Annotated in this window: 20 protein-coding genes; 11 read left to right on the top strand and 9 right to left on the bottom strand. The window is 42.4% G+C overall.

The features are described 5' to 3' along the window. Positions 1–164 precede the first annotated feature (164 nt). On the top strand, positions 165–794 hold the full coding sequence (locus DACSA_RS01775) for a GNAT family N-acetyltransferase (protein WP_015228138.1): 630 nt from the start codon (positions 165–167) through the stop codon (positions 792–794). 276 nt (positions 795–1,070) lie between these two features. Here the strand turns inward: DACSA_RS01775 and murA are convergent, their stop codons facing one another. Continuing rightward, a complete protein-coding gene (murA, locus tag DACSA_RS01770; protein WP_015228137.1) occupies positions 1,071–2,402 on the bottom strand; it encodes a UDP-N-acetylglucosamine 1-carboxyvinyltransferase in 1,332 nt (443 codons plus the stop codon). Positions 2,403–2,556: 154 nt separating this feature from the next. On the opposite strand from murA, the gene fabG reads away from it, so the two are divergent. Together fabG and DACSA_RS01760 are read left to right on the top strand one after the other, a co-directional pair. After that, positions 2,557–3,309, top strand: coding sequence for a 3-oxoacyl-[acyl-carrier-protein] reductase (gene fabG / locus DACSA_RS01765; RefSeq protein ID WP_015228136.1), 753 nt, complete (start codon positions 2,557–2,559; stop codon positions 3,307–3,309). Positions 3,310–3,401: 92 nt separating this feature from the next. After that, positions 3,402–4,397: a pentapeptide repeat-containing protein gene (locus DACSA_RS01760; RefSeq protein ID WP_015228135.1), complete on the top strand. Its 996-nt coding sequence runs from the start codon at positions 3,402–3,404 to the stop codon at positions 4,395–4,397. Positions 4,398–4,484: 87 nt separating this feature from the next. Here DACSA_RS01760 and groL read toward each other — a convergent pair whose 3' ends face one another. Next, positions 4,485–6,107, bottom strand: coding sequence for a chaperonin GroEL (groL, locus tag DACSA_RS01755; protein ID WP_015228134.1), 1,623 nt, complete (start codon positions 6,105–6,107; stop codon positions 4,485–4,487). A gap of 36 nt (positions 6,108–6,143) precedes the next feature. Next, positions 6,144–6,455, bottom strand: coding sequence for a co-chaperone GroES (groES, locus tag DACSA_RS01750; protein WP_015228133.1), 312 nt, complete (start codon positions 6,453–6,455; stop codon positions 6,144–6,146). A gap of 287 nt (positions 6,456–6,742) precedes the next feature. Between groES and DACSA_RS01745 the strand changes: the two genes are divergently transcribed. The 4 genes from DACSA_RS01745 to DACSA_RS01730 are packed head-to-tail and all read left to right on the top strand — an operon-like array spanning position 6,743 to position 8,589. Further along, positions 6,743–7,228, top strand: coding sequence for a PIN domain-containing protein (locus tag DACSA_RS01745; RefSeq protein ID WP_015228132.1), 486 nt, complete (start codon positions 6,743–6,745; stop codon positions 7,226–7,228). Continuing rightward, positions 7,215–7,412 carry a hypothetical protein gene (locus tag DACSA_RS01740; protein WP_015228131.1) on the top strand — a complete coding sequence of 66 codons (198 nt, stop codon included), beginning with the start codon at positions 7,215–7,217 and terminating at the stop codon, positions 7,410–7,412. The genes DACSA_RS01745 and DACSA_RS01740 overlap by 14 nt, the downstream gene beginning before the upstream one ends. Positions 7,413–7,469: 57 nt before the next feature. Further along, the gene (locus tag DACSA_RS01735; RefSeq protein ID WP_015228130.1) at positions 7,470–7,883 is read left to right on the top strand and encodes a (2Fe-2S) ferredoxin domain-containing protein; all 414 of its coding nucleotides are present in this window, start codon (positions 7,470–7,472) and stop codon (positions 7,881–7,883) included. Positions 7,884–7,929: 46 nt separating this feature from the next. Next, on the top strand, positions 7,930–8,589 hold the full coding sequence (locus DACSA_RS01730; protein WP_015228129.1) for a response regulator transcription factor: 660 nt from the start codon (positions 7,930–7,932) through the stop codon (positions 8,587–8,589). Here DACSA_RS01730 and DACSA_RS01725 read toward each other — a convergent pair. From DACSA_RS01725 to DACSA_RS01710, 4 genes are all read right to left on the bottom strand, one after another. Then, on the bottom strand, positions 8,578–9,885 hold the full coding sequence (locus DACSA_RS01725; RefSeq protein WP_015228128.1) for an O-antigen ligase family protein: 1,308 nt from the start codon (positions 9,883–9,885) through the stop codon (positions 8,578–8,580). The two genes, DACSA_RS01730 and DACSA_RS01725, sit on opposite strands and share 12 nt — an antisense overlap. Next, positions 9,882–10,730 (bottom strand): YaaW family protein, encoded by an 849-nt coding sequence (locus DACSA_RS01720; protein ID WP_015228127.1) that lies wholly within the window; start codon positions 10,728–10,730, stop codon positions 9,882–9,884. Before DACSA_RS01720 ends, DACSA_RS01725 begins: the two co-directional genes overlap by 4 nt. A gap of 84 nt (positions 10,731–10,814) precedes the next feature. Then, positions 10,815–12,263, bottom strand: coding sequence for a M16 family metallopeptidase (locus DACSA_RS01715; RefSeq protein WP_015228126.1), 1,449 nt, complete (start codon positions 12,261–12,263; stop codon positions 10,815–10,817). A gap of 20 nt (positions 12,264–12,283) precedes the next feature. After that, on the bottom strand, positions 12,284–13,801 hold the full coding sequence (locus DACSA_RS01710) for a M16 family metallopeptidase (RefSeq protein ID WP_015228125.1): 1,518 nt from the start codon (positions 13,799–13,801) through the stop codon (positions 12,284–12,286). Positions 13,802–14,064: 263 nt separating this feature from the next. On the opposite strand from DACSA_RS01710, the gene DACSA_RS01705 reads away from it, so the two are divergent. Next, positions 14,065–14,721 (top strand): TetR/AcrR family transcriptional regulator, encoded by a 657-nt coding sequence (locus DACSA_RS01705; protein WP_015228124.1) that lies wholly within the window; start codon positions 14,065–14,067, stop codon positions 14,719–14,721. Between the two features lie 188 nt (positions 14,722–14,909). On the opposite strand, the gene DACSA_RS22380 is transcribed toward DACSA_RS01705, so the two are convergent. Continuing rightward, complete coding sequence (locus DACSA_RS22380) at positions 14,910–15,038, bottom strand: AraC family transcriptional regulator (protein ID WP_156800602.1); 129 nt, start codon at positions 15,036–15,038, stop codon at positions 14,910–14,912. A 121-nt stretch (positions 15,039–15,159) separates the two neighbouring features. Here DACSA_RS22380 and DACSA_RS01700 point away from each other — a divergent pair, with 121 nt between their 5' ends. The 3 genes from DACSA_RS01700 to DACSA_RS01690 all read left to right on the top strand — a co-directional run bounded on the left by DACSA_RS01700 (position 15,160) and on the right by DACSA_RS01690 (position 17,646). Beyond that, a complete protein-coding gene (locus DACSA_RS01700) occupies positions 15,160–16,173 on the top strand; it encodes a phosphotransferase (RefSeq protein ID WP_232225149.1) in 1,014 nt (337 codons plus the stop codon). A gap of 85 nt (positions 16,174–16,258) precedes the next feature. Next, positions 16,259–16,945, top strand: a complete 687-nt coding sequence (locus tag DACSA_RS01695; protein WP_015228122.1) for an ATP-dependent Clp protease proteolytic subunit — start codon at positions 16,259–16,261, stop codon at positions 16,943–16,945. 98 nt (positions 16,946–17,043) lie between these two features. Next, on the top strand, positions 17,044–17,646 hold the full coding sequence (locus tag DACSA_RS01690) for an ATP-dependent Clp protease proteolytic subunit (RefSeq protein WP_015228121.1): 603 nt from the start codon (positions 17,044–17,046) through the stop codon (positions 17,644–17,646). 894 nt (positions 17,647–18,540) lie between these two features. Here DACSA_RS01690 and DACSA_RS01685 read toward each other — a convergent pair. Then, positions 18,541–18,867, bottom strand: coding sequence for a hypothetical protein (locus DACSA_RS01685; RefSeq protein ID WP_015228120.1), 327 nt, complete (start codon positions 18,865–18,867; stop codon positions 18,541–18,543). Between the last annotated feature and the right edge of the window lie 58 nt (positions 18,868–18,925).

Below are 18,925 nucleotides of genomic sequence, written 5' to 3'. Positions count from 1 at the left end.
ACCAATGAGCTTTGTCTTATGCTATAAAGGGAGTCAGCAGAGAGCAAAACATGGAAAAACGAAGTTATTACCATTTCGATCAATGAACGCGACATACCAACTCATTATTCCCCCCCAATCATCGGGGGGTTAGGGGGGATTTGTTGTTACCTGAGTATTTAGAAATGGTATTAGATTCTGTTAACTCACCGACTACAACGCTTGTGAACGTTTACACCTCTTCCCTTTCCAACCCCTATCCCCATCCGCAAGTGGAGAGCTTTACAGTTCGCCACGCTCGAACTCAGGATTTAGGAGCAGTTTCTGAAGTGCTGACTCATAGTTTCCATTCCTGTCAAGGCTGGGGTATCCTCATGTATCCCTTTCTGAAATTGGGGATTTATGAGGACATTCGTAGTCGTTTATGTGGCGATCGCGCTCATTATGGCTGTCTAGTCGCCACCACCACCTCGGATAAAATTGTCGGCGTGGTCGAACTCGGTTTAAGTTGTCCCGAAGGTTGGATTCCCAAACAATACGAATCGACTTATATTTCTAACTTAGCCGTGAGTCCCAACTACCGCCGACAAGGCATTGCACGGCATTTGTTACGCAGTTGTGAAAAACTAACCTCTGAATGGGGGTTTCGATCGGTTTATCTTCATGTTTTAGACAATAACCAACAAGCGCAACAGCTATATGATCAATGCGGTTATCAGTTAAAGAGGGTTGAACTCAGTTTAACCGCCTGGTTATTGCAGCAACCCCGACGGCTGCTTTTAGGAAAATCTTTGTCCCCCAAGATTGGGGGGTAGGGGGCCGACCTGAATCAGTGATCAGTGACTAATGTACAGACGTTCCATGGAACGTCTCTACAATGATGACTGATTGATGTTGGGTTTCGTTTCCCTCCACCCATTGCAGTGATCAGTGACCAGTGATCAGTGATCAGTAATCAGTAAATTAATAAGTGATCGAGCATTTACTGTTACTAATTAAGTTTGAGAAATACTGGTAACTGGTAACTGCTTAACTGGTCACTGATTGATGTTGGGTTTCGTTTCCCTCCACCCAACCTACTATAAATTGGATTAAACTTTGATCGGTTGCTCAACTAGAAGATCAGTTTCTTCTGCTGGTACTCGTTGTAATTTTGCTCCCAGTTGCCGTAACTTTCCTTCGAGATTATCATAGCCTCGATCGAGGTGATGTAACCCTTGAACAGTCGTGATGCCTTTTGCTGCCAAACCCGCCACCACGAGTGCAGCAGAGGCACGTAAATCGGTCGCCATTACGGGCGCACCTGTCAACTGATGAACACCGCGAATAATCGCCTGTTGACCCTTCAAACGCATATCAGCGCCCATCCGTTTCAACTCTGCCACATGGCGTAGGCGATTCTCAAACACCGTTTCCGTAATCACACTATCTCCCGCACTCAGCGACAATAAGGCCATTAATTGCGCCTGCATATCCGTCGGAAACCCAGGATAAGGTAAAGTTTCGATATCAGTCCCCTGAAGAGAACTCGGAATCACACGCAAACAATTCGGTGCTTCCGTCACAATTTTTAAGCCCATACTTCGCAATTTTGCCAGCACTGGAATTAAATGCTCTGGAATCACAGGAGAGATCGAAATCTCAGAATTTGTAATGGCACCAGCAACTAAAAACGTTCCCGCTTCAATGCGATCGGGAATGATCGGATAATCAACACTGTGCAAACTGGGAACACCAGAAATCGTGATTGTATTTGTTCCCGCCCCCTGAATTTTCGCGCCCATGGCAACACAGAAATTCGCTAGATCCACCACTTCTGGTTCGCGAGCCGCATTTTCGATGCGAGTTTCTCCTTCGGCTAAAGTAGCCGCCATTAAAATCGTTTCCGTTGCGCCAACACTGGGATAATCCAGATAAATCTCCGCCCCTTGTAAGCGATTGTTGACACCAGGCACATCAGCATGAACAATTCCGTGTTCAATGCGAACCTTTGCCCCCATAGCAACTAAACCGCGCACATGAAGGTCAACAGGACGCGCACCGATCGCGCAACCGCCTGGTAATGGCACTCGCGCCATCCCCAAACGAGCCAACAACGGGCCAATGACAAAAAAACTTGCCCGCAGACGAGACACCAACTCATAGGGAGGTTTAGACGTAGTAATCTCTTGGGCGTTAATCTCTAAAACATCTCCCTCACGATGTAATTTTAGCCCCACACTGGCTAAAACATCGCCCATGTGGTTAATATCAACTAAAGAGGGAATATTGCGTAAACGGCATTCATCGGCACAAAGGATTGTTCCTGCCATAATTGCCAAAGCAGAATTTTTCGCACCACTAATGCGAGCCTGTCCTTCTAGCTTCGTTTCTCCCCAAACTTTTAGGACAGAAGGGGTTGGGGTATCGGTTGGTAAATTAATTGGCCTATCCTCCTAAAAAAACACACCACTGATGAGAAGTTAAAAATTTGTTTTGATTGTATCGGATTTTCAGCGCGATGAGAATTGACAATTCACAATTAACCATTAACAATTAGGAAGAAATTACTTTATAGGATAAGGATTAATTACAGAAATGTCAGCAGAGCCTTTATTAGATCAGGTGGCGATCGTGACGGGAGCATCGAGAGGAATTGGTCGCTCGATCGCCCTTTCTTTAGCCGAAGCCGGTGCAAAAGTTGTCATTAATTATGCTCGATCGGAGCAAGCCGCGCAAACAGTAGTTAAAGAAATCACTGATCAAAAGGGTGAAGCCATCGCCATACAAGCCGATGTCAGCAAAAGCGAAGAAGTACAAAACTTAATCCAAGAAACCCGCAAGCAATGGGGAAGCATTGATATTCTGGTCAATAACGCTGGCATCACCCGCGATACCCTACTGTTACGCATGAAACCAGAAGATTGGCAAGCAGTCATCGATCTCAACCTAACTGGTGTTTTTCTTTGCACCCAAGCCGTGAGTAAAATCATGCTCAAACAACGGAAAGGAAGAATCATCAACATTGCATCCGTCGCGGGACAAATGGGAAACCCAGGACAAGCCAACTATAGCGCCGCCAAAGCTGGGGTGATTGGCTTTACCAAAACCATGGCGAAAGAATTGGCCTCCCGTAACGTCACCGTTAACGCAGTCGCCCCAGGTTTCATTGCTACAGAAATGACAGAAGGTTTAGACACCGAAGGAATCCTCAAATATATTCCTCTCGGACGTTATGGTCAACCCGAAGAAGTCGCTGGCATGGTGCGATTTCTTGCCAGTGATCCCGCCGCCGCCTATATCACTGGACAAGTTTTTAACGTCGATGGTGGAATGGTAATGACAGGTTAAAATTCAATGATCAAACGTAGGTTGGGTGGAGCGAAGCGAAACCCAACGCCAATTATAAGCAATTATCTGAATCTCGCTCAAGCAATGATAAGATGACAGAAACCGTAAGCCAAACTCACCCTCTCGTTACTCTTAGCCTAATTACAACTCCCCTCTCCGAGCAAGAAATTAACCTCGCCCTCGGAATCCAATTTTCCTCAGCAGACTTTTCTCTGGCTCAAGGAAACGTTAAATTTGGTTTAACGGGAAGTACCCTCCAACTTCAACTTCAAGAAGCACGTTTTACCGAATTTTCAGAACAAATTAACCATCAGTTACCGATCGAAAAATCTCCCACCGTTGACGCTCCCAGTTGGAAAATTGCCTTACCTGCAGGGATTGATATCCTAAAAACAAACGCTTTAGAAAACATTGAATTGGGAAAAATCGCCACAAGCTCAGAAAATTGGTCGATCGAAGCGACTTTAACGGTAGAAAAATCTGATCTCCAAATTACAGAAATCGAGGGGCTATGGCGACATGATATTCATCCCAATCAACAAGCGATTCTTCATCGTAAAATTGCTCTCTTTTTACGGGAAACCCAGCTTTCCTCTCCCCTCATTTCTCTCAAGGTAAATTCCCCCTCAACTTCAGAAAATACACCTCAACCCTCAGAGAAACAAATATCTTCCTTACTGAAAACGATCGAACAGATCAAAACCTTCAACAATGATCACTTTCTCGAACTTTGCGAAATCGCCGCTCTCAATCCGAAACTAGATTTCGCAGGTGCAAACTTACGAGGAACAACCCTGCGAGGATTAGACTTAAATGGGGTAAACTGGTCACGAGTAAACTTACGCGGTGCGGATTTAACTGATATTGACCTCTCAGAGGCTAATTTACAAGGGGCAAAATTGAGCGGTGCGGATTTATCTGGCGCTTATTTGAGTAATGCTAATTTTAAAAATACTGACTTCCATCGATCGAGTCTCGCTTTAGCCAATCTCAGTGGCGCTAACTTACAAGGAGCAAACTTACAGGAAGCAAACTTAAGCCAAACCAATCTCAACCATTGCCAACTCGAAGGCGCGAAATTTGATTAACACTTCCCGATCGCGCTTTAAATATCTAAAAAGCGGGGTAGAGCTTTGCCCCACCCCACTTTAATTAATTATCGATCGCGCTAGAGATTAGTAATCAAAATCATCAGCACCAGCGCCAGCTTTGTCTTTATTTTCTTGCTGATCAGCAACAATACACTCAGTGGTTAACACCATTGATGCGATCGAAGCGGCATTTTGCAACGCAGAGCGAGTAACTTTCGCAGGATCAACAATACCAGCTTCTAATAAGTTCGTAAACGTATCATCCGCAGCATTGTAACCCACATTAAACTCTTTCTCTTTCACTCGTTCCGCGATCACAGCCCCATTTGCCCCTGCGTTTTCTGCAATTCGTTTCAGGGGAGCAGTGAGAGAGCGCATCACGATCGTTGCGCCGGTGAACGCTTCTCCCGCGAGATTCTCTTGCGCCCATTTTTCTAATTCTGGGGCTAAATGAGCCAAGGTTGTCCCCCCACCAGGAACAATACCTTCTTCCACTGCTGCTTTCGTGGCGTTAATCGCGTCTTCTAAGCGCAGTTTCCGATCTTTCATTTCGGTTTCAGTGGCAGCACCGACTTTAATCACCGCCACACCACCAGAGAGTTTACCAAGACGCTCTTGTAACTTCTCTTTATCGTAGCTGGATTCCGTTTCTTCGATTTGACGGCGGATTTGATCGCAACGGGTTTTTACCGCTTCATCGTTTCCTTCCGCAACAACCGTGGTGCTGTCTTTAGTAATGGTAATCCGACGAGCCGTTCCCAGCATATCTTGACCAGCGCTTTCTAATTTTAAGCCCGCATCTTCCGTGATCACGCGACCACCCGTTAACACCGCTAAGTCTTCCAACATTTGCTTACGACGATCGCCGAAACCAGGGGCTTTCACTGCAGCGACATTTAACACGCCACGGAGACGGTTAACAACCAGCGTCGCCAGTGCTTCTTTTTCGATATCTTCAGCAATAATTAATAACGGCTTACCAGAGCGAGAAACTTGTTCTAAGATGGGAACAATGTCTTGGACAACCGTAATTTTCTTATCGGTGAGAAGGATGTAAGGATCATCTAATACCGCTTCCATCCGCTCGGTATCGGTGGCGAAATAGGGGGAAATATAGCCTTTATCAAAGCGCATCCCTTCCGTGATTTCTAATTCGGTGGTCATGGATTTTCCTTCTTCTAAGGAAATGACCCCTTCTTTACCCACTTTGTCCATTGCTTTGGCGATCATGTCGCCCACTTCTGGATCATTACCAGCAGAGATTGTTCCCACTTGCGCGATCGCTTTCGGATCGTTGATTTCAGTGGCGTGTTCTTTGATTTTTCCGACTAAAAATTCTACGGCTTTGTCAATACCGCGTTTGAGCGCGATCGCATTCGCACCAGCAGCGACGTTTCTTAAGCCTTCTTTCACTAAAGCATGAGCTAAGATGATCGAGGTCGTGGTTCCGTCACCAGCCGCATCGTTAGTTTTAGAAGCCGCCTGACGAATCAGCGCAACGCCAGTATTTTCGATGTGATCATCCAGTTCGATTTCTTTGGCAATGGTGACACCATCGTTAATAATTTGAGGTGCGCCAAACTTTTTCTCTAATACGACATTGCGTCCTTTCGGTCCTAATGTTACCGCGACAGATTCAGCAAGAACATCAATTCCGCGTTCCAAAGCGCGACGGGCTTTATCGTTGTAAATGATTGATTTAGCCATAGTAGTTTATCTTCTCCTTAATAGGTGTTGATTAATTTAGTTGACAATTGCGAGGATGTCTTTTTCAGAAAGGAGAACGTAGTCTTCGTTACTGAGTTTGATATCGGTTCCCGCGTATTTGGAGTAGAGAACTCTGTCTCCCACTTTCACTTCGGGTTCGGTACGGCTACCGTCATCGTTGCGTTTGCCAGGTCCCACTTGTACCACTTCCCCAACTTGGGGTTTCTCTTTGGCGGTGTCGGGAAGCAGAATCCCGCCAGCGGTTTTTTCTTCTTGGGGACTGATCTTGACGAAGATTCGATCGGCAAGGGGTTTGACGGTAGAAACACTAAGGGATACAGTTGCCATAAGTTAATTTCCTCTTTTTTTAGCACTCTCTTGTTCTGAGTGCTAATTTAGCCGAATTTACTATCGCTTGGCAACTCAGAAACGAGTGTGGGTTTCCGTACCTTTGTTTTCTAGTAGTGATAAGTCTTCCTTGATTTGCGTAGGGTTTGCAAGGCAAACCCTACAAGATGTAACATCTACTTTTGAACAACAACTCCAAGATTGCTAAGTCAATTATTAATGATTAATGATGCAATGAACCAAAAAGTGGGCAAGGCAACCCCTACAAGATGTAACTAAACCAACCAATGGACTTTTTTAGCAAGCCCTACTTAATTTATGCTGATATTTGTTGTCTAAATCGTCCCCTTGATGACTTACAACAACCCAGAATAAAATTAGAAGCAGAAGCTATGATTTTTATTCTAGAACAATGTCAACAACAAAAATGGACATTAGTAAATAGTGATTCAATTGAATTTGAAATTTCCAGAAATTCAGATTCCTTTAAAAAAGAACAACTTAAAACAATTTTATCCATTGCTACTCGTTATCTAGATACTAATGATAGAATAGAAACTCTAGCAAGTAATTTAATTGAACAAGGATTTAAACTAAATGATGCTTTCCATTTAGCCTTTAGTCAAATCTATCATCTTGATGTCTTTTTAACCACTGATGACAGATTGTTAAAAAAAGCGAAAAAATTTCCCAATTTTATCACTATAAAAGTCGAAAATCCCGTCATTTGGTTAATGAATATCTTACAGGAGGAAACCGATGAAGCTAACTGAAATTAGACAACAAGGTTATCAAGCCTTAATTAACTCATTAGGTGTTGTAGGTACGTTACGTTTTCTTCAACAATTTGAAGTAGGTTATGGAGATTATACCACTGAAAAATATCAATTAGACGAACCGACTTTAGAGGAATTTAAAGAATTTGTTAGACAAAGAAAGCAACAAAATAAACCCTGAACAATTTGAACAGCAATTCCAAGATTGCTAAGTCAATTATTAATAATTAATGATGCAATGAACCAAGAAGCAATAACAAACCTTGAAAAACTAGGATTACAGAAAATTCAACGACACATTTTTTTGTGTGCGGATCAGACGAAACCCAAATGTTGTTCCCATGAGGAAGGGTTAGAGTCTTGGAATTATTTGAAACGGCGACTGAAAGAGCTAGGATTAGATCAACCCAGTGCTGATCCGCCTTGTTTTGTGTTTCGGACGAAGGCGAATTGTTTGCGAGTTTGTGAGGGTGGACCGATTTTGTTGATTTATCCCGAAGGGGTGTGGTATCAGAAGGTAACACCGATCGCGATCGAGCGAATTATTCAAGAACATTTACTCAACAATCAAATCGTGACGGACTATCTGTTGTTACGCCATGACCTTCCTCACTCTGAGCTAAACATTACATCACAAAATGATGATTCTTGAAAAAATTACGGTAAAATACCTAAGTATGTAATTTTTTACTCAAAATATGCAAGACAAAAACAGGGATCAAAAACCAAGGCAATTACTGTTAGTTGATGACGATCCGAATTTAATCCTATTAATCCAAGACTATCTGGAGTTTCAGGGGTATGAAGTCAAAAGTGCGGATAATGGTCAAGAAGTGCTGGACATCCTAGAAAAATATATTCCTGATCTGATTATCTGTGACATTATGATGCCAGATATAGATGGTTATGAGATGGTAGAACGAATCAGAGAGGATAGTCGCATCAGTTGGATTCCTGTGATCTTTTTATCTGCAAAAGGACAAACCACCGATCGCGTTAAGGGATTAACCAAAGGTGCGGATGTGTATTTAGTGAAGCCATTTGAACCAGAAGAATTAGTGGCGCAAGTGGAGTCTTCTCTGAAACAAGTTAACCGTTTTCAAGAAAGATATGAAAGCAACGTTGACTTAGAAGAAGGGGCAAAAATTCACGTTCCTAATAATGTTACTCTCACTCGTACAGAAACAAAAGTGGTGCAATTTGTGTCGGAAGGATTAGCGAATCGAGAAATTGCGGAAAAACTCAACGTCAGTCAGCGTACCGTTGAATCTCATGTTTCCAATATGTTGAATAAAACGCGCCTTCATAATCGCACAGAATTGGCACGATGGGCGATTCAAAATCATTTAGTCCATTAATTTTAGTCCCAGTTTTAATTGACGGTAATAATGACCGACCCCATTAATTGCGGCTAACAATAACCAAGCTAAAAGGTTGATTCTTAAATCAAATAAGGTGACATCGAGGAAGTTGAAAAGCGTAAGCGCGCAAAAAGCAATGATAAGGGTTAAAAAAATGAGTTGATCTTGTTGCCATTGTTTCCCTTTGGGAGTGGGAGTAAGAGCAGACCAAATGCTTAATATTAAACTCGCACGGACGATCGCGCTCCCTACTAAAATTAATAGTAAAATCATTCCTAAAATGCCAATTTCTGCAGCTAACATTAAGAATAAATTATGAGGATGTCCTAACCAGATTTCCATTTTTTCTTGATAAAGAGGCGTAAAATTGCGTAATCCCCAACCGAAAAAAGGGTTTTCTTGGATTAAATTCCAGGTAAATTCCCATTGCGTACTACGGAGGGTTTCTACTGCTCGATCGGTGTACATTTGATCATTAATTCGCGCCCAAAAATAGCGCGGTACAATTTGGCGTAACCATAAATTAAAAGGAGAAGGTGCGAACGCTGCGCCAAGAATCGCACTAATCATTATTCCGATTAAAGTCAGTAACCAACGCCATTTTAGATAAATAATAAAACTAATACCAACTAAGAAAGCGATTCCCCAAGCATTGCGAGAACTGGTTAAAATCAAAGCCAACGCGATGATTAAAACAATGACATTTAAACTGAACCAGCGCCACAATTTTTCTCGACGTTGACGATAGGCTTCCACCCACAAACCGCAAGCGAAAGTAAAGGTAACTAACAGATAAGCAGCCGCAATATTGGCATACATAAAAACCGAAGCTAATCGTCCCGATGGGTTGCCATTTGCTGCTAAAATCCAACCCAATAACGGTTGTAAACTTTCGGGAGTTGTCCAATTTCCAATTACTTGTCCGAGTCCTAAAATTGCCACAGGAATTGCAGTAATGACTCCTAATTCTGCTAATCGTCGTAACTGATGCGGGGTTTCAATTAGTAAACTAATTCCTAAGAAGACAATAAAAAAGGGAATAAAATTAGCGAGTCCTAATCCTGCTTCTTGCTGATATTCTGCGGTAAATGTTGTTAGCAATAACCAGCAGGTTAAGCCGATTAATCCCCAAGTTAAAGGACGTTTTAACACTGCTTTTCCATGTTGTTTGAGGGTAACACAGGCGATCAAAAATAACCCCAATGATCCCCAAGTGGGAAGTAAAGGAAAAATCAGAAACATCCCTTGTCCCCACCGCCATAATTTTTCCTTCGCTTCTGACCAATCACTCATGCTAATTCCCAGTTAGCGTCTTCTTCACGGAGAAGGCGAATTTGAGCCAATGTGAACACGATGGGGATAATGCGCCCATAATTCGTCGCGATCGTTTTCCAGCCGAGATCAGCCACTAAACAGCCCCATAAAATCGGTCCGAGAAAAGAAAAGACGGTTCGCACTGCTCCATAACGAGCGGCACTCAAAGCCATCCCGTGTTGGGCGCTACGGAGTGCCAATTGACCTTGAATTTGCGCGGCGGCGGCGGTTCCGCCACGAATGAGAGCGTTTTTTGCTACTTGATACCGTGCAAAGTGTAGCGCAAACTGACGGGCGATTTGTTGGAGTAACCAAGGACGTAAAACGGAACTAACGGCGACTACTCCCCCGCTTTTTAGCAAGAAATTCATAGGGTTATGTTGAATTTGCGGCGGAAGCGGTGCGGGTGCTTTTGCGGTGGCGAGAGAGTTTTGGACTTTGGCGGTAATTGAGGCTTTTTCTGCTTCTGGAAGTTCTTTCCAAGCGCGACTCATCAAATGTAGGAAGATTTCGGCTTCGAGATCAGTGGTAGAAAGTTGATTAGAATAGGAAAGTTTTAAATAGTTAGAAACTCGTATTAAAATTTGACGATAACTAAGTTGTTGGCTACGCTTTCTTAAAACGGTAAAGCCATCGGCGGCGAGAAAGCGAAAACGATGTTCTAATGCGTCTAGCCAAGAATCATGTTCTTTACTTTGAATTTCTGTAGGTTCTGGTGTGCCAAAATAATCGAGGGGATTAAAACGGCGACAAAATAAAATTTCAGTAATTTGTTGTAGTTCTTCTTCTGTGGCTAATTCGAGAGCGGTTCTTAGTTCGTCCATGGTTATTTATTGTTTCTAATTCATTAGTTGGTTGTCTTGTTCGATGTAGAGACGTTCCATGGAACGTCTCTACATCGAACGTCTCTACATGGAAATATCAACGGTGGTTATTGGTTCGTCTAATGTGCTGAGATCAGGGTTGATTTCATCACGATTACCGACTACCAGTTTAACCATTTTTTCTGGTTTTAAATAAGTGTTGGCGACTCGTTGCACATCTTCTTTTGTGGTTTGTTTGACTCCTTTTTGAAATTCAAATATAAAGTCGGAGGGATAATCGTAATAGTCGTAACGCATGAGACGAGAGAGGGTTTGTGAGGGTTGTTGAAAGTTGAAAATAAATGAGTTGAGAATTGATGATTTTGCGTATTGGAGTTGACTGTCAGAAAGGGGATTTTCTTGGACTTTTTTGATTTCTTCCGCAATTGATTTAATAAAGGGAACGGTGGCGCTCGATCGAGTTTGTCCACCCGCAATAAAATAACCTAGATAGTCGTAGCGAGAACTCCAGACTCCATACACAGAATAAGCGAGTCCTTGTCTCGATCGCAGATCATTATAGAGTGTACCACCAAAGCCGTTTAATGACCCATTTAAAACTCTTAAAGCAGGATAATCGGGATTGTCTAATTGACCGCCAAGATGTCCAATTTCGACGTAAGATTGGCTCACCTGTGGCTGTTCAACAAAGTAAATGCCATCGGTGTTTTTTGCTTCTACAGGAGGGAGATCATAGTTGGGTTTTGGTGTGGAAACTTGCCAATTACCAAAGGCGTTTTCGATGCGATCGCGCATCATTTTTGCATCAAAATCTCCCACAATTCCTAATAACATTTCTTCGGGACGAATATAGCTTTGATAAAAATCAATTACATCCTGACGAGAGATATTGCTTAAGGTGTTATATTCCACTTTCCGCGCATAAGGGCTATTTTCACCATAGATTAACTTCTTAAATTCTCGATCAGCAATATCTCCAGGATCATCATTTCTACGAGCAATATTTCCTCTAACTTGTTGTTTGGCTAAAGCAAATTTATCTTCCGCAAAAGCAGGGGTTTTAATCACTTCTGTAAATAAATTAAAAACGGTGTCCAAATCTTTAGTTAAACAATCAAAACTTGCGTTTCCTGACGTTGTTCCAATTCCCGTTTCGATCGAGGCGGCGCGTTGTTCTAAAATCTGATTTAATTGATCAGGGGGATGTTGTTGAGTTCCCCCACTTCGCATCACCGTTCCCGTTAAAGACGCTAATCCCACTTTTTCTGCTGATTCTAATCGCGATCCCGTGCGAAAAATTGCTGTTCCACTCACTAAAGGAAACTCATGATCTTCAATCAAATAAATTTTAATTCCATTGTTTAAAGTCAAGGTTTGATAGTCGGGAAGTTTCACTTCAGGAGGAGAAGAAAACTCCAATTCTGTATAGTGTTTTGGCTCTTTTTCGGCGGCACTTGCCAATAAATCACTATTTCCGATGATGACAAATAAAGAGACTAAAATCACCAATCCTAACCATTTAATTCGATTCATATTTCCTCACTTATACTGCGTTATTTCTCGGATAAAATGCGTCCAATGGTGCGGTTTTCTTCCGTAAAGGTCGATCGAGCGACGCGCTGAATATCATCAGGTGTCACGGCGGCTACTGCTTCTAATTCTGTAAATAAATTCTCCCAACTGCCAGTTTTTCCTTCATATTCGGCTAACCGTCTTGCCATCCCTTTATTTGAATCTAAATTCCGTAATAAACTGGCTTGAATTTGGGTTTTGACTCGTTCTAATTCCTCATCAGAAACCCTTTCATTTTTTAATCTTTCTATCTCTAATGTTAATGCGTCCGAAACCTGTTCTAAACTTGCATTTGGTGCAGTCAGCGCGTAAAATAACACTAAATTCGGAAACTTATTCCCAGGAAAACTACTAATCCCTCTTGCGGAAAGCGCAACCTGTTTTTCTTCGACTAAATTTCGATACAAACGAGAAGTTCGTCCATTACTCAGTAAAGTGGAAATCACTTCATAAATCACATGATCTTTATCAGTAATTGCTGGACGATGATAGCCTTCAAAATACCAGGGTTGAGAATTAAGGGTCAAATTAATCTCACGAGTTTCCGTTTGAGACGGTTCAATTTCTGTTACTTTTGGGGGCGTTTCTTGACGAGAAAAGCGACCAAAATAAACCTCTGCTAAGGCTTTAACTTCTTCTGGATCAACATCGCCAACAATAGCTGTTGTTAAATTTTCAGGAACATAATAAGTTTCAAAAAACTCACGAATATCACTGCGATTTAAGTTCCGAATATCCGCTTCATAACCAATAACAGGGCGTTGATAGGGATGAGTCGTAAAAGCAGTTCCTAAAAATTCTTCGATCATTTTTCCCACTGGAGAGTTATCGGTACGAAGTCGTCTTTCTTCTAAGATGACTTGTTGTTCTTTATAAAATTCTCGGAAAACAGGGTCTAAAAATCGTTCTGATTCTAAGGACATCCAGAGTTCTAATTTATTGGCGGGAAAACTATAAAAATAAACCGTATAATCTGCTGATGTAGCCGCATTTAATCCGACACCGCCTTCGGTTTGAACAATTTTCCCATATTCATTTTGTTTCACATATTGGGAGGCTTGTTTTTGTAGGGTTTCAAATTTAGTTTTCAGTTGTTTGACCGCTTCTGAGTTTCCTTTCTCTTGCGCTGTTTCTAGTTGATTATGGACTTGATCTAAACGGTTTAGTAACGCTTTTTCTTGTTGATAATTGGTTGTTCCAATTTCAGTCGTTCCCTTAAAGGCTAAATGTTCTAAAAAATGCGCTGCGCCCGTTTTTCTTTGTTCTTCATTTGCACCTCCCACATCAGCATAAGTAACAAAAGAAATGACTGGGGCTTCTTTTTCTGGAAGAATGATAAATTTCATTCCGTTGTCTAATTCATATTCGATAATACGCTCTTTTACTCGTTCTAAGTAAGGCTGAATTTGGGAAGAGTTGTTGACTGCTTTCGCGCTGGGGATAAAAGCAGTTCCCGATAGCAAGAAAATGCAACTGATGGTAATAATTAGTCGTAACACGGTATTCCTCTAAAATTACTTGGCCTATAGCAATCTCAAATGAGTCGTTAGAGACTTCAGCCCCCTAGCCCCCAATCTTGGGGGAACTAGGTTAACCTATTTCTCACATTTCATTCCTGATTGCTATAGGTGAGTGAATCCAATGAATGCAAAGTTCTGTTACACTCGATTGAAAGTCGTTAACTTGATGCTTTGATTCTAAGTTACCTTAATCAATGATACGTCAGACGAACCAAGTTATTCTCTCAACCGATTAAAGTCCTATGCAAGCGTTCCGTCAACAAGTTGCTAATCATTCCCAAAAGCCTCCCTCAGAAGAAAAAGTGCGCGATCGCGTCTTAAAAACGGCGCAACGTCTCTTTGCTAATCGTGGTTACGATGCGACAACTACAAAAGATTTAGCAACCCAAGCTGGAATCGCTGAGGGAACATTATTCCGACACTTTGAAAATAAAAAAGCCATTCTTGTCGAGGTTGCGACGGCGGGTTGGATTGAGATTTTAACGGATTTACTCACAGAACTTAGTGAGATGGGAAGTTATAAAGCGGTCGCTCAAGTAATGAAGCGAAGGATGTTTCGATTACATGAAAATGGTGAGTTGTTGCGAGTTTGTTTTTTTGAGGCCCAATTTCATCCTGAATTGAGGGAACGTATCCAATCAGAGGTGATTTCTAAGATGACGAATGTCACAGAAGCCTTTTTTGAAACGGCTATGGAACGGGGAATTTATCGCAAGATGAATCCGCGAGTGGTGGCGCAAGTTTTCTTGGGAATGTTTACGATCGCGGGCTTTTCTAGTGATACCATTGTTGAATCTGATGCCCCTCCTCACGCGATGAAAGAAATGGCGGAGGGAATTGCTGATATTTTTCTTAATGGGGTGTTAGCTGAACCCGAAGAGGTGAATCAAGATGAGTGATTAGGAAATTGAGCATTTCATCAACATCTCGCTCAACGGGAGACTCCCGACTCCCGAACCACATCGATCGATGAACTTTAACATAGGGTTTGCTGTTGGGAAACTGAAAGTTTTACCAAATAAGGATTTAAGGCAATTAAGATATGAGTAAAAACCTTGCATCAAAACCTTCCCCTCCTACCGATCAATCAACCCTCTTGCCTCTTGCCTCTTGCCTCTTGCCTCTTGCCTCTTGCCTTTTGCTTTTTGCCTCTTGCATGCAAGCCTCTTGCCTTTTGCCTCTTGCCTCTTGCCTTTTGCCTTACTAAACCAACCAATGAACTTTTTCGTGCTGCGCCCTAAAAGAAACCTAAATTTCGTAGTCTCTCATACAAAATTTTTCTTAACTTTCAGGGACAATTCTCGCAAGGTATAGATGATTTTCACCGCAAATTGACCTTGCTTACTCAATCTTCCATCAAATCACTTCCTACCCATGCTCTCCAGTGTTCTGTCACCTATTCGACGATCGCGCCGAAAGCTGTCACCACTGCCATCAGTTCCTATTATGATCTGGGTCAGGTAAAAAATTGTCAATTTTGGTATCACGGACTTAGTGATATTTATCGCATTGAAACGGATACAGGATTTTATATTTTTCGTGTTTCTCATCATCACTGGCGATCGCGCTCAGAAATTCAATTTGAACTGGAGTTCCTCAGCTTTCTCCGTGAAAACAAAATTCCCGTCGCTTCTCCTCTCCCGACGCGAACTGGAGAACTGTGTTTAGAAATCGCAGCGCCAGAAGGAGTACGATACGGTACAGTTTTTGAATACGCAGCAGGGTCAGTGCCGATCGGTGATTTAGACTGCACCCAAAGCCATCAATTGGGAGAAACCCTCGCCAAACTCCATCAAATTAGTTACGACTTTTCCCCTGTCAGCGAGCGATCGATGCTGACTCCCGAATTAATAATCGATCGATCGAATCAAATCATCGCCCCTTTTCTAGAACACCGTCCTTGGGACTTACAAACCTTATTCAGTATTGCAGATCAGGTGAAAGCAGAACTGCAAAACCTCCCTCAAACCAAGCCATTTTGGACAGTTTGTTGGGGTGATCCTCACAGTGGAAACACCCACTTCACTGAAAACAATCAACTGACGCTTTTTGACTTTGATCAATGTGGTTATGGTTGGCGGGCTTTTGACTTGGGAAAATTCTATCAAGTCTCCTTACAAAGCGGTTGCACTCCTAAAGTCCGAGAAGCAGTCTTACAAGGATATTCCAGTATTAGCCCCTTGCGCCAAATTGAAATTGATTGTTTACCCTCTCTCACCGTTGCGGCTTTTATTTGGGCGTGGGGAATCCATCTCAACCGTGCGATTTGCTTTGAATATAGCCGTCTCGACGATCATTATTTTACTCGCCGCTTAGAAAAACTAAAACATTTATCTTCCCGAAACTGGTGAGGCTTCTGATAGGTGATGGATGCAGTAAGTTAAGATAGGTTTACAGAAACAAGCGAGAAAAAGCCATCTTTATCAGAAAGAAAACATGAACTCACCAATCCGAGGCGTACAAGCTCCTTATTATGGAGGAGGAAACACCCGCACCCCTCCACCCGATCTCCCTTCCCTGTTGTTGAAAGAACGTATTGTTTATTTGGGTTTACCTTTAGTTTCCCCAGATGAGTACAAAGAGCAAATTGGGATTGATGTGACTGAGTTAATCATTGCTCAACTGCTATATTTGCAATTTGAAGATCGGGAAAAACCGATTTATATGTATATCAACTCCACGGGAACATCTTGGTATGGAGGCGAGTCGATCGGCTTTGAAACCGAAGCCTTTGCCATTTGTGACACTCTCAACTATATCGAACCGCCAGTGAATACCATTTGCATCGGTCAAGCAATGGGAACCGCAGCGATGATTCTCTCTTCTGGAACGAAAGGTTATCGCGCTAGTCTGCCCAATGCCACGATTATTCTAAACCAGCCTCGTCAGGGAGCGCAAGGACAAGCCACTGATATTCAAATTCGGGCGAAGGAAGTGTTGGAAAATAAACAGTCCATGTTAAGCATTCTTTCCCGAAATACGGGTCAACCTGTAGAAAAGATTGCTAAAGATTCTGACCGAATGTTCTATCTTAGTCCACAGGAAGCAAAAGAATATGGACTGATCGATCGAGTTTTAGAAAGCACAAAAGAACTTCCCTCAACGGCGGGTGTTCTTAGTTAGTCCAGTTCCCTGAAAGTTTACAAGTAGTGGTTTTAACCCACTGGATTTTTGCATCACGAAAAAACAACTGTCAATATTGCGAGAAAAGGATAAGTTTTATGCCCATTGGTGTTCCAAAAGTTCCCTATCAGATGCCTGGTCAACCCTACAGTGACTGGGTAAATATCTATGATCGTCTGTATCGAGAACGCATTATTTTCCTCGGTCGTGGGATTAATGACGGTTTAGCGAATCAAATCATTGCCGTCATGCTTTACCTTGATTCCGAAGACCCCAGCAAGCCAATTTACCTTTACATTAACTCTCCTGGTGGTTCAGTTAGCGCAGGCATGGCAATTTATGACACCATGCAACATATTAAATCAGAAGTTGTCACCATTTGCGTGGGAATTGCTGCTTCTATGGGAGCGTTTTTACTGACAGCAGGAACACAAGGTAAGCGTATCGCCCTTCCTCACTCTCGGATTATGATTCACCAACCTTTAGGGGGAACGCAAGGGAGACGACAAGCGACAGATATTGAAATTGAAGCCAGAGAGATTCTTCGCATCCGTCAACAATTAGATGAGATTATGGCGAAAAATACAGGTCAGACGGTGGAGAAAATCAAAAAAGACACCGATCGCGATTTCTTTATGTCCGCAGAAGAAGCGAAAAACTACGGTATCATCGATCGCGTGATTGAAGAGAAAAACATCTAAGCAGTCTTGTTGATCATCCCCCCAACCCCCCTTTGAAAGGGGGGCTTTAGACGTAGGTTGAGTGGAGAGTAGCGAAACCCAACACCAATCAGACGTAGGTTGGGTGGAGAGTAGTTACATCTTGTAGGGTGGGCATTGCCCACCCTACGGTCAATGAGTGAGACGTAGGTTGGGTGGAGAGTAGCGAAACCCAACACAGACGTATGCCCTTGTAGAGAGTAGCGAAACCCAACACAGACGTATGCCCTTGTAGAGAGTAGCGAAACCCAACACAGACAAATTTAAAAGGTAGATGTTACATCTTGTCGGGTGGGCAAGGCAAACCCTACGGTCAATGAGTGAGTTAATTACTGTAACTTGACTTTTTCAAAATGATATAAGTTGATCAAGTCATCCTTCCCACCTATTTAAGGAAACAGAAACCCATCGCGCCAATATTAGCAATTCTAAACTTTACTTTCTCGCTGATTGCAATTGCTTATATTACGAACCGTAAATCAGAACGAATTTCCGAGATTTTTCGCGGGTGGACTTGCTCATCAACATTTTTCATGGTAAGGTCTTTCTAGATAATGGGAATTAGTGCAAAAAATAAAAATACCTCATTCAAACGGCGAGGAATGGTTAATTGTTACTCGATCGACCCCCTTGACAAATCAATTTATTCACATCAATTTTTGTAAAGCTAAACGCACTACTTCCGTAGAAAATTTGACAAAGGGAAGAAACTGTGGTAAGCAGTGAGACGAAACCCCACCTAAGTCGGCGGTTGGGTTTCGTAAACTACTGGTAAGATCAGGTTCAGGTAATTCCCTAGAATCGGTGTTGGGTTTCGCTTTGATTGTTGATCATCCCCCCAACCCCCCGATGATTGGGGGGCTTTCGGGAGCGATGTTACATTTTAGCTAAAGCGTTTAATTTCGCAATTTTATCTGAGTTTAACCCTTCCAAGTCTTCAACACTCAGCCATCCTTCTTTCACTAGCTGAGAAAAGACAAAAATTAGCACCGATTCCCGATCATCATATTTCCCATCAATTTCATATCTTTTTGAGCTTAGATAATCGTGTAATCGCCAGATTTCATCAAGGTTACTGACGGAACTCGCGGCATTGCGAACTGTTTCAATTAGAGTATTTATTTCGCGCGATCGAGCTTTTTCAAAGGCTCTTTGTGCGATTTCTTTTTCTGTACTAGACCAATAATTTTCAGTCGTTGACATGATCCCATTTCAATGTTGAGTGAACTTACAGCTTACCAAACTCATCTGAAACTGTCTA

This window comes from Dactylococcopsis salina PCC 8305, from assembly GCF_000317615.1.
GTDB classification, from domain to species: domain Bacteria; phylum Cyanobacteriota; class Cyanobacteriia; order Cyanobacteriales; family Rubidibacteraceae; genus Halothece; species Halothece salina.
The sequence above is the reverse complement of the archived record's forward strand: the minus strand, read 5'-3'. Positions and strand labels throughout refer to the sequence as shown.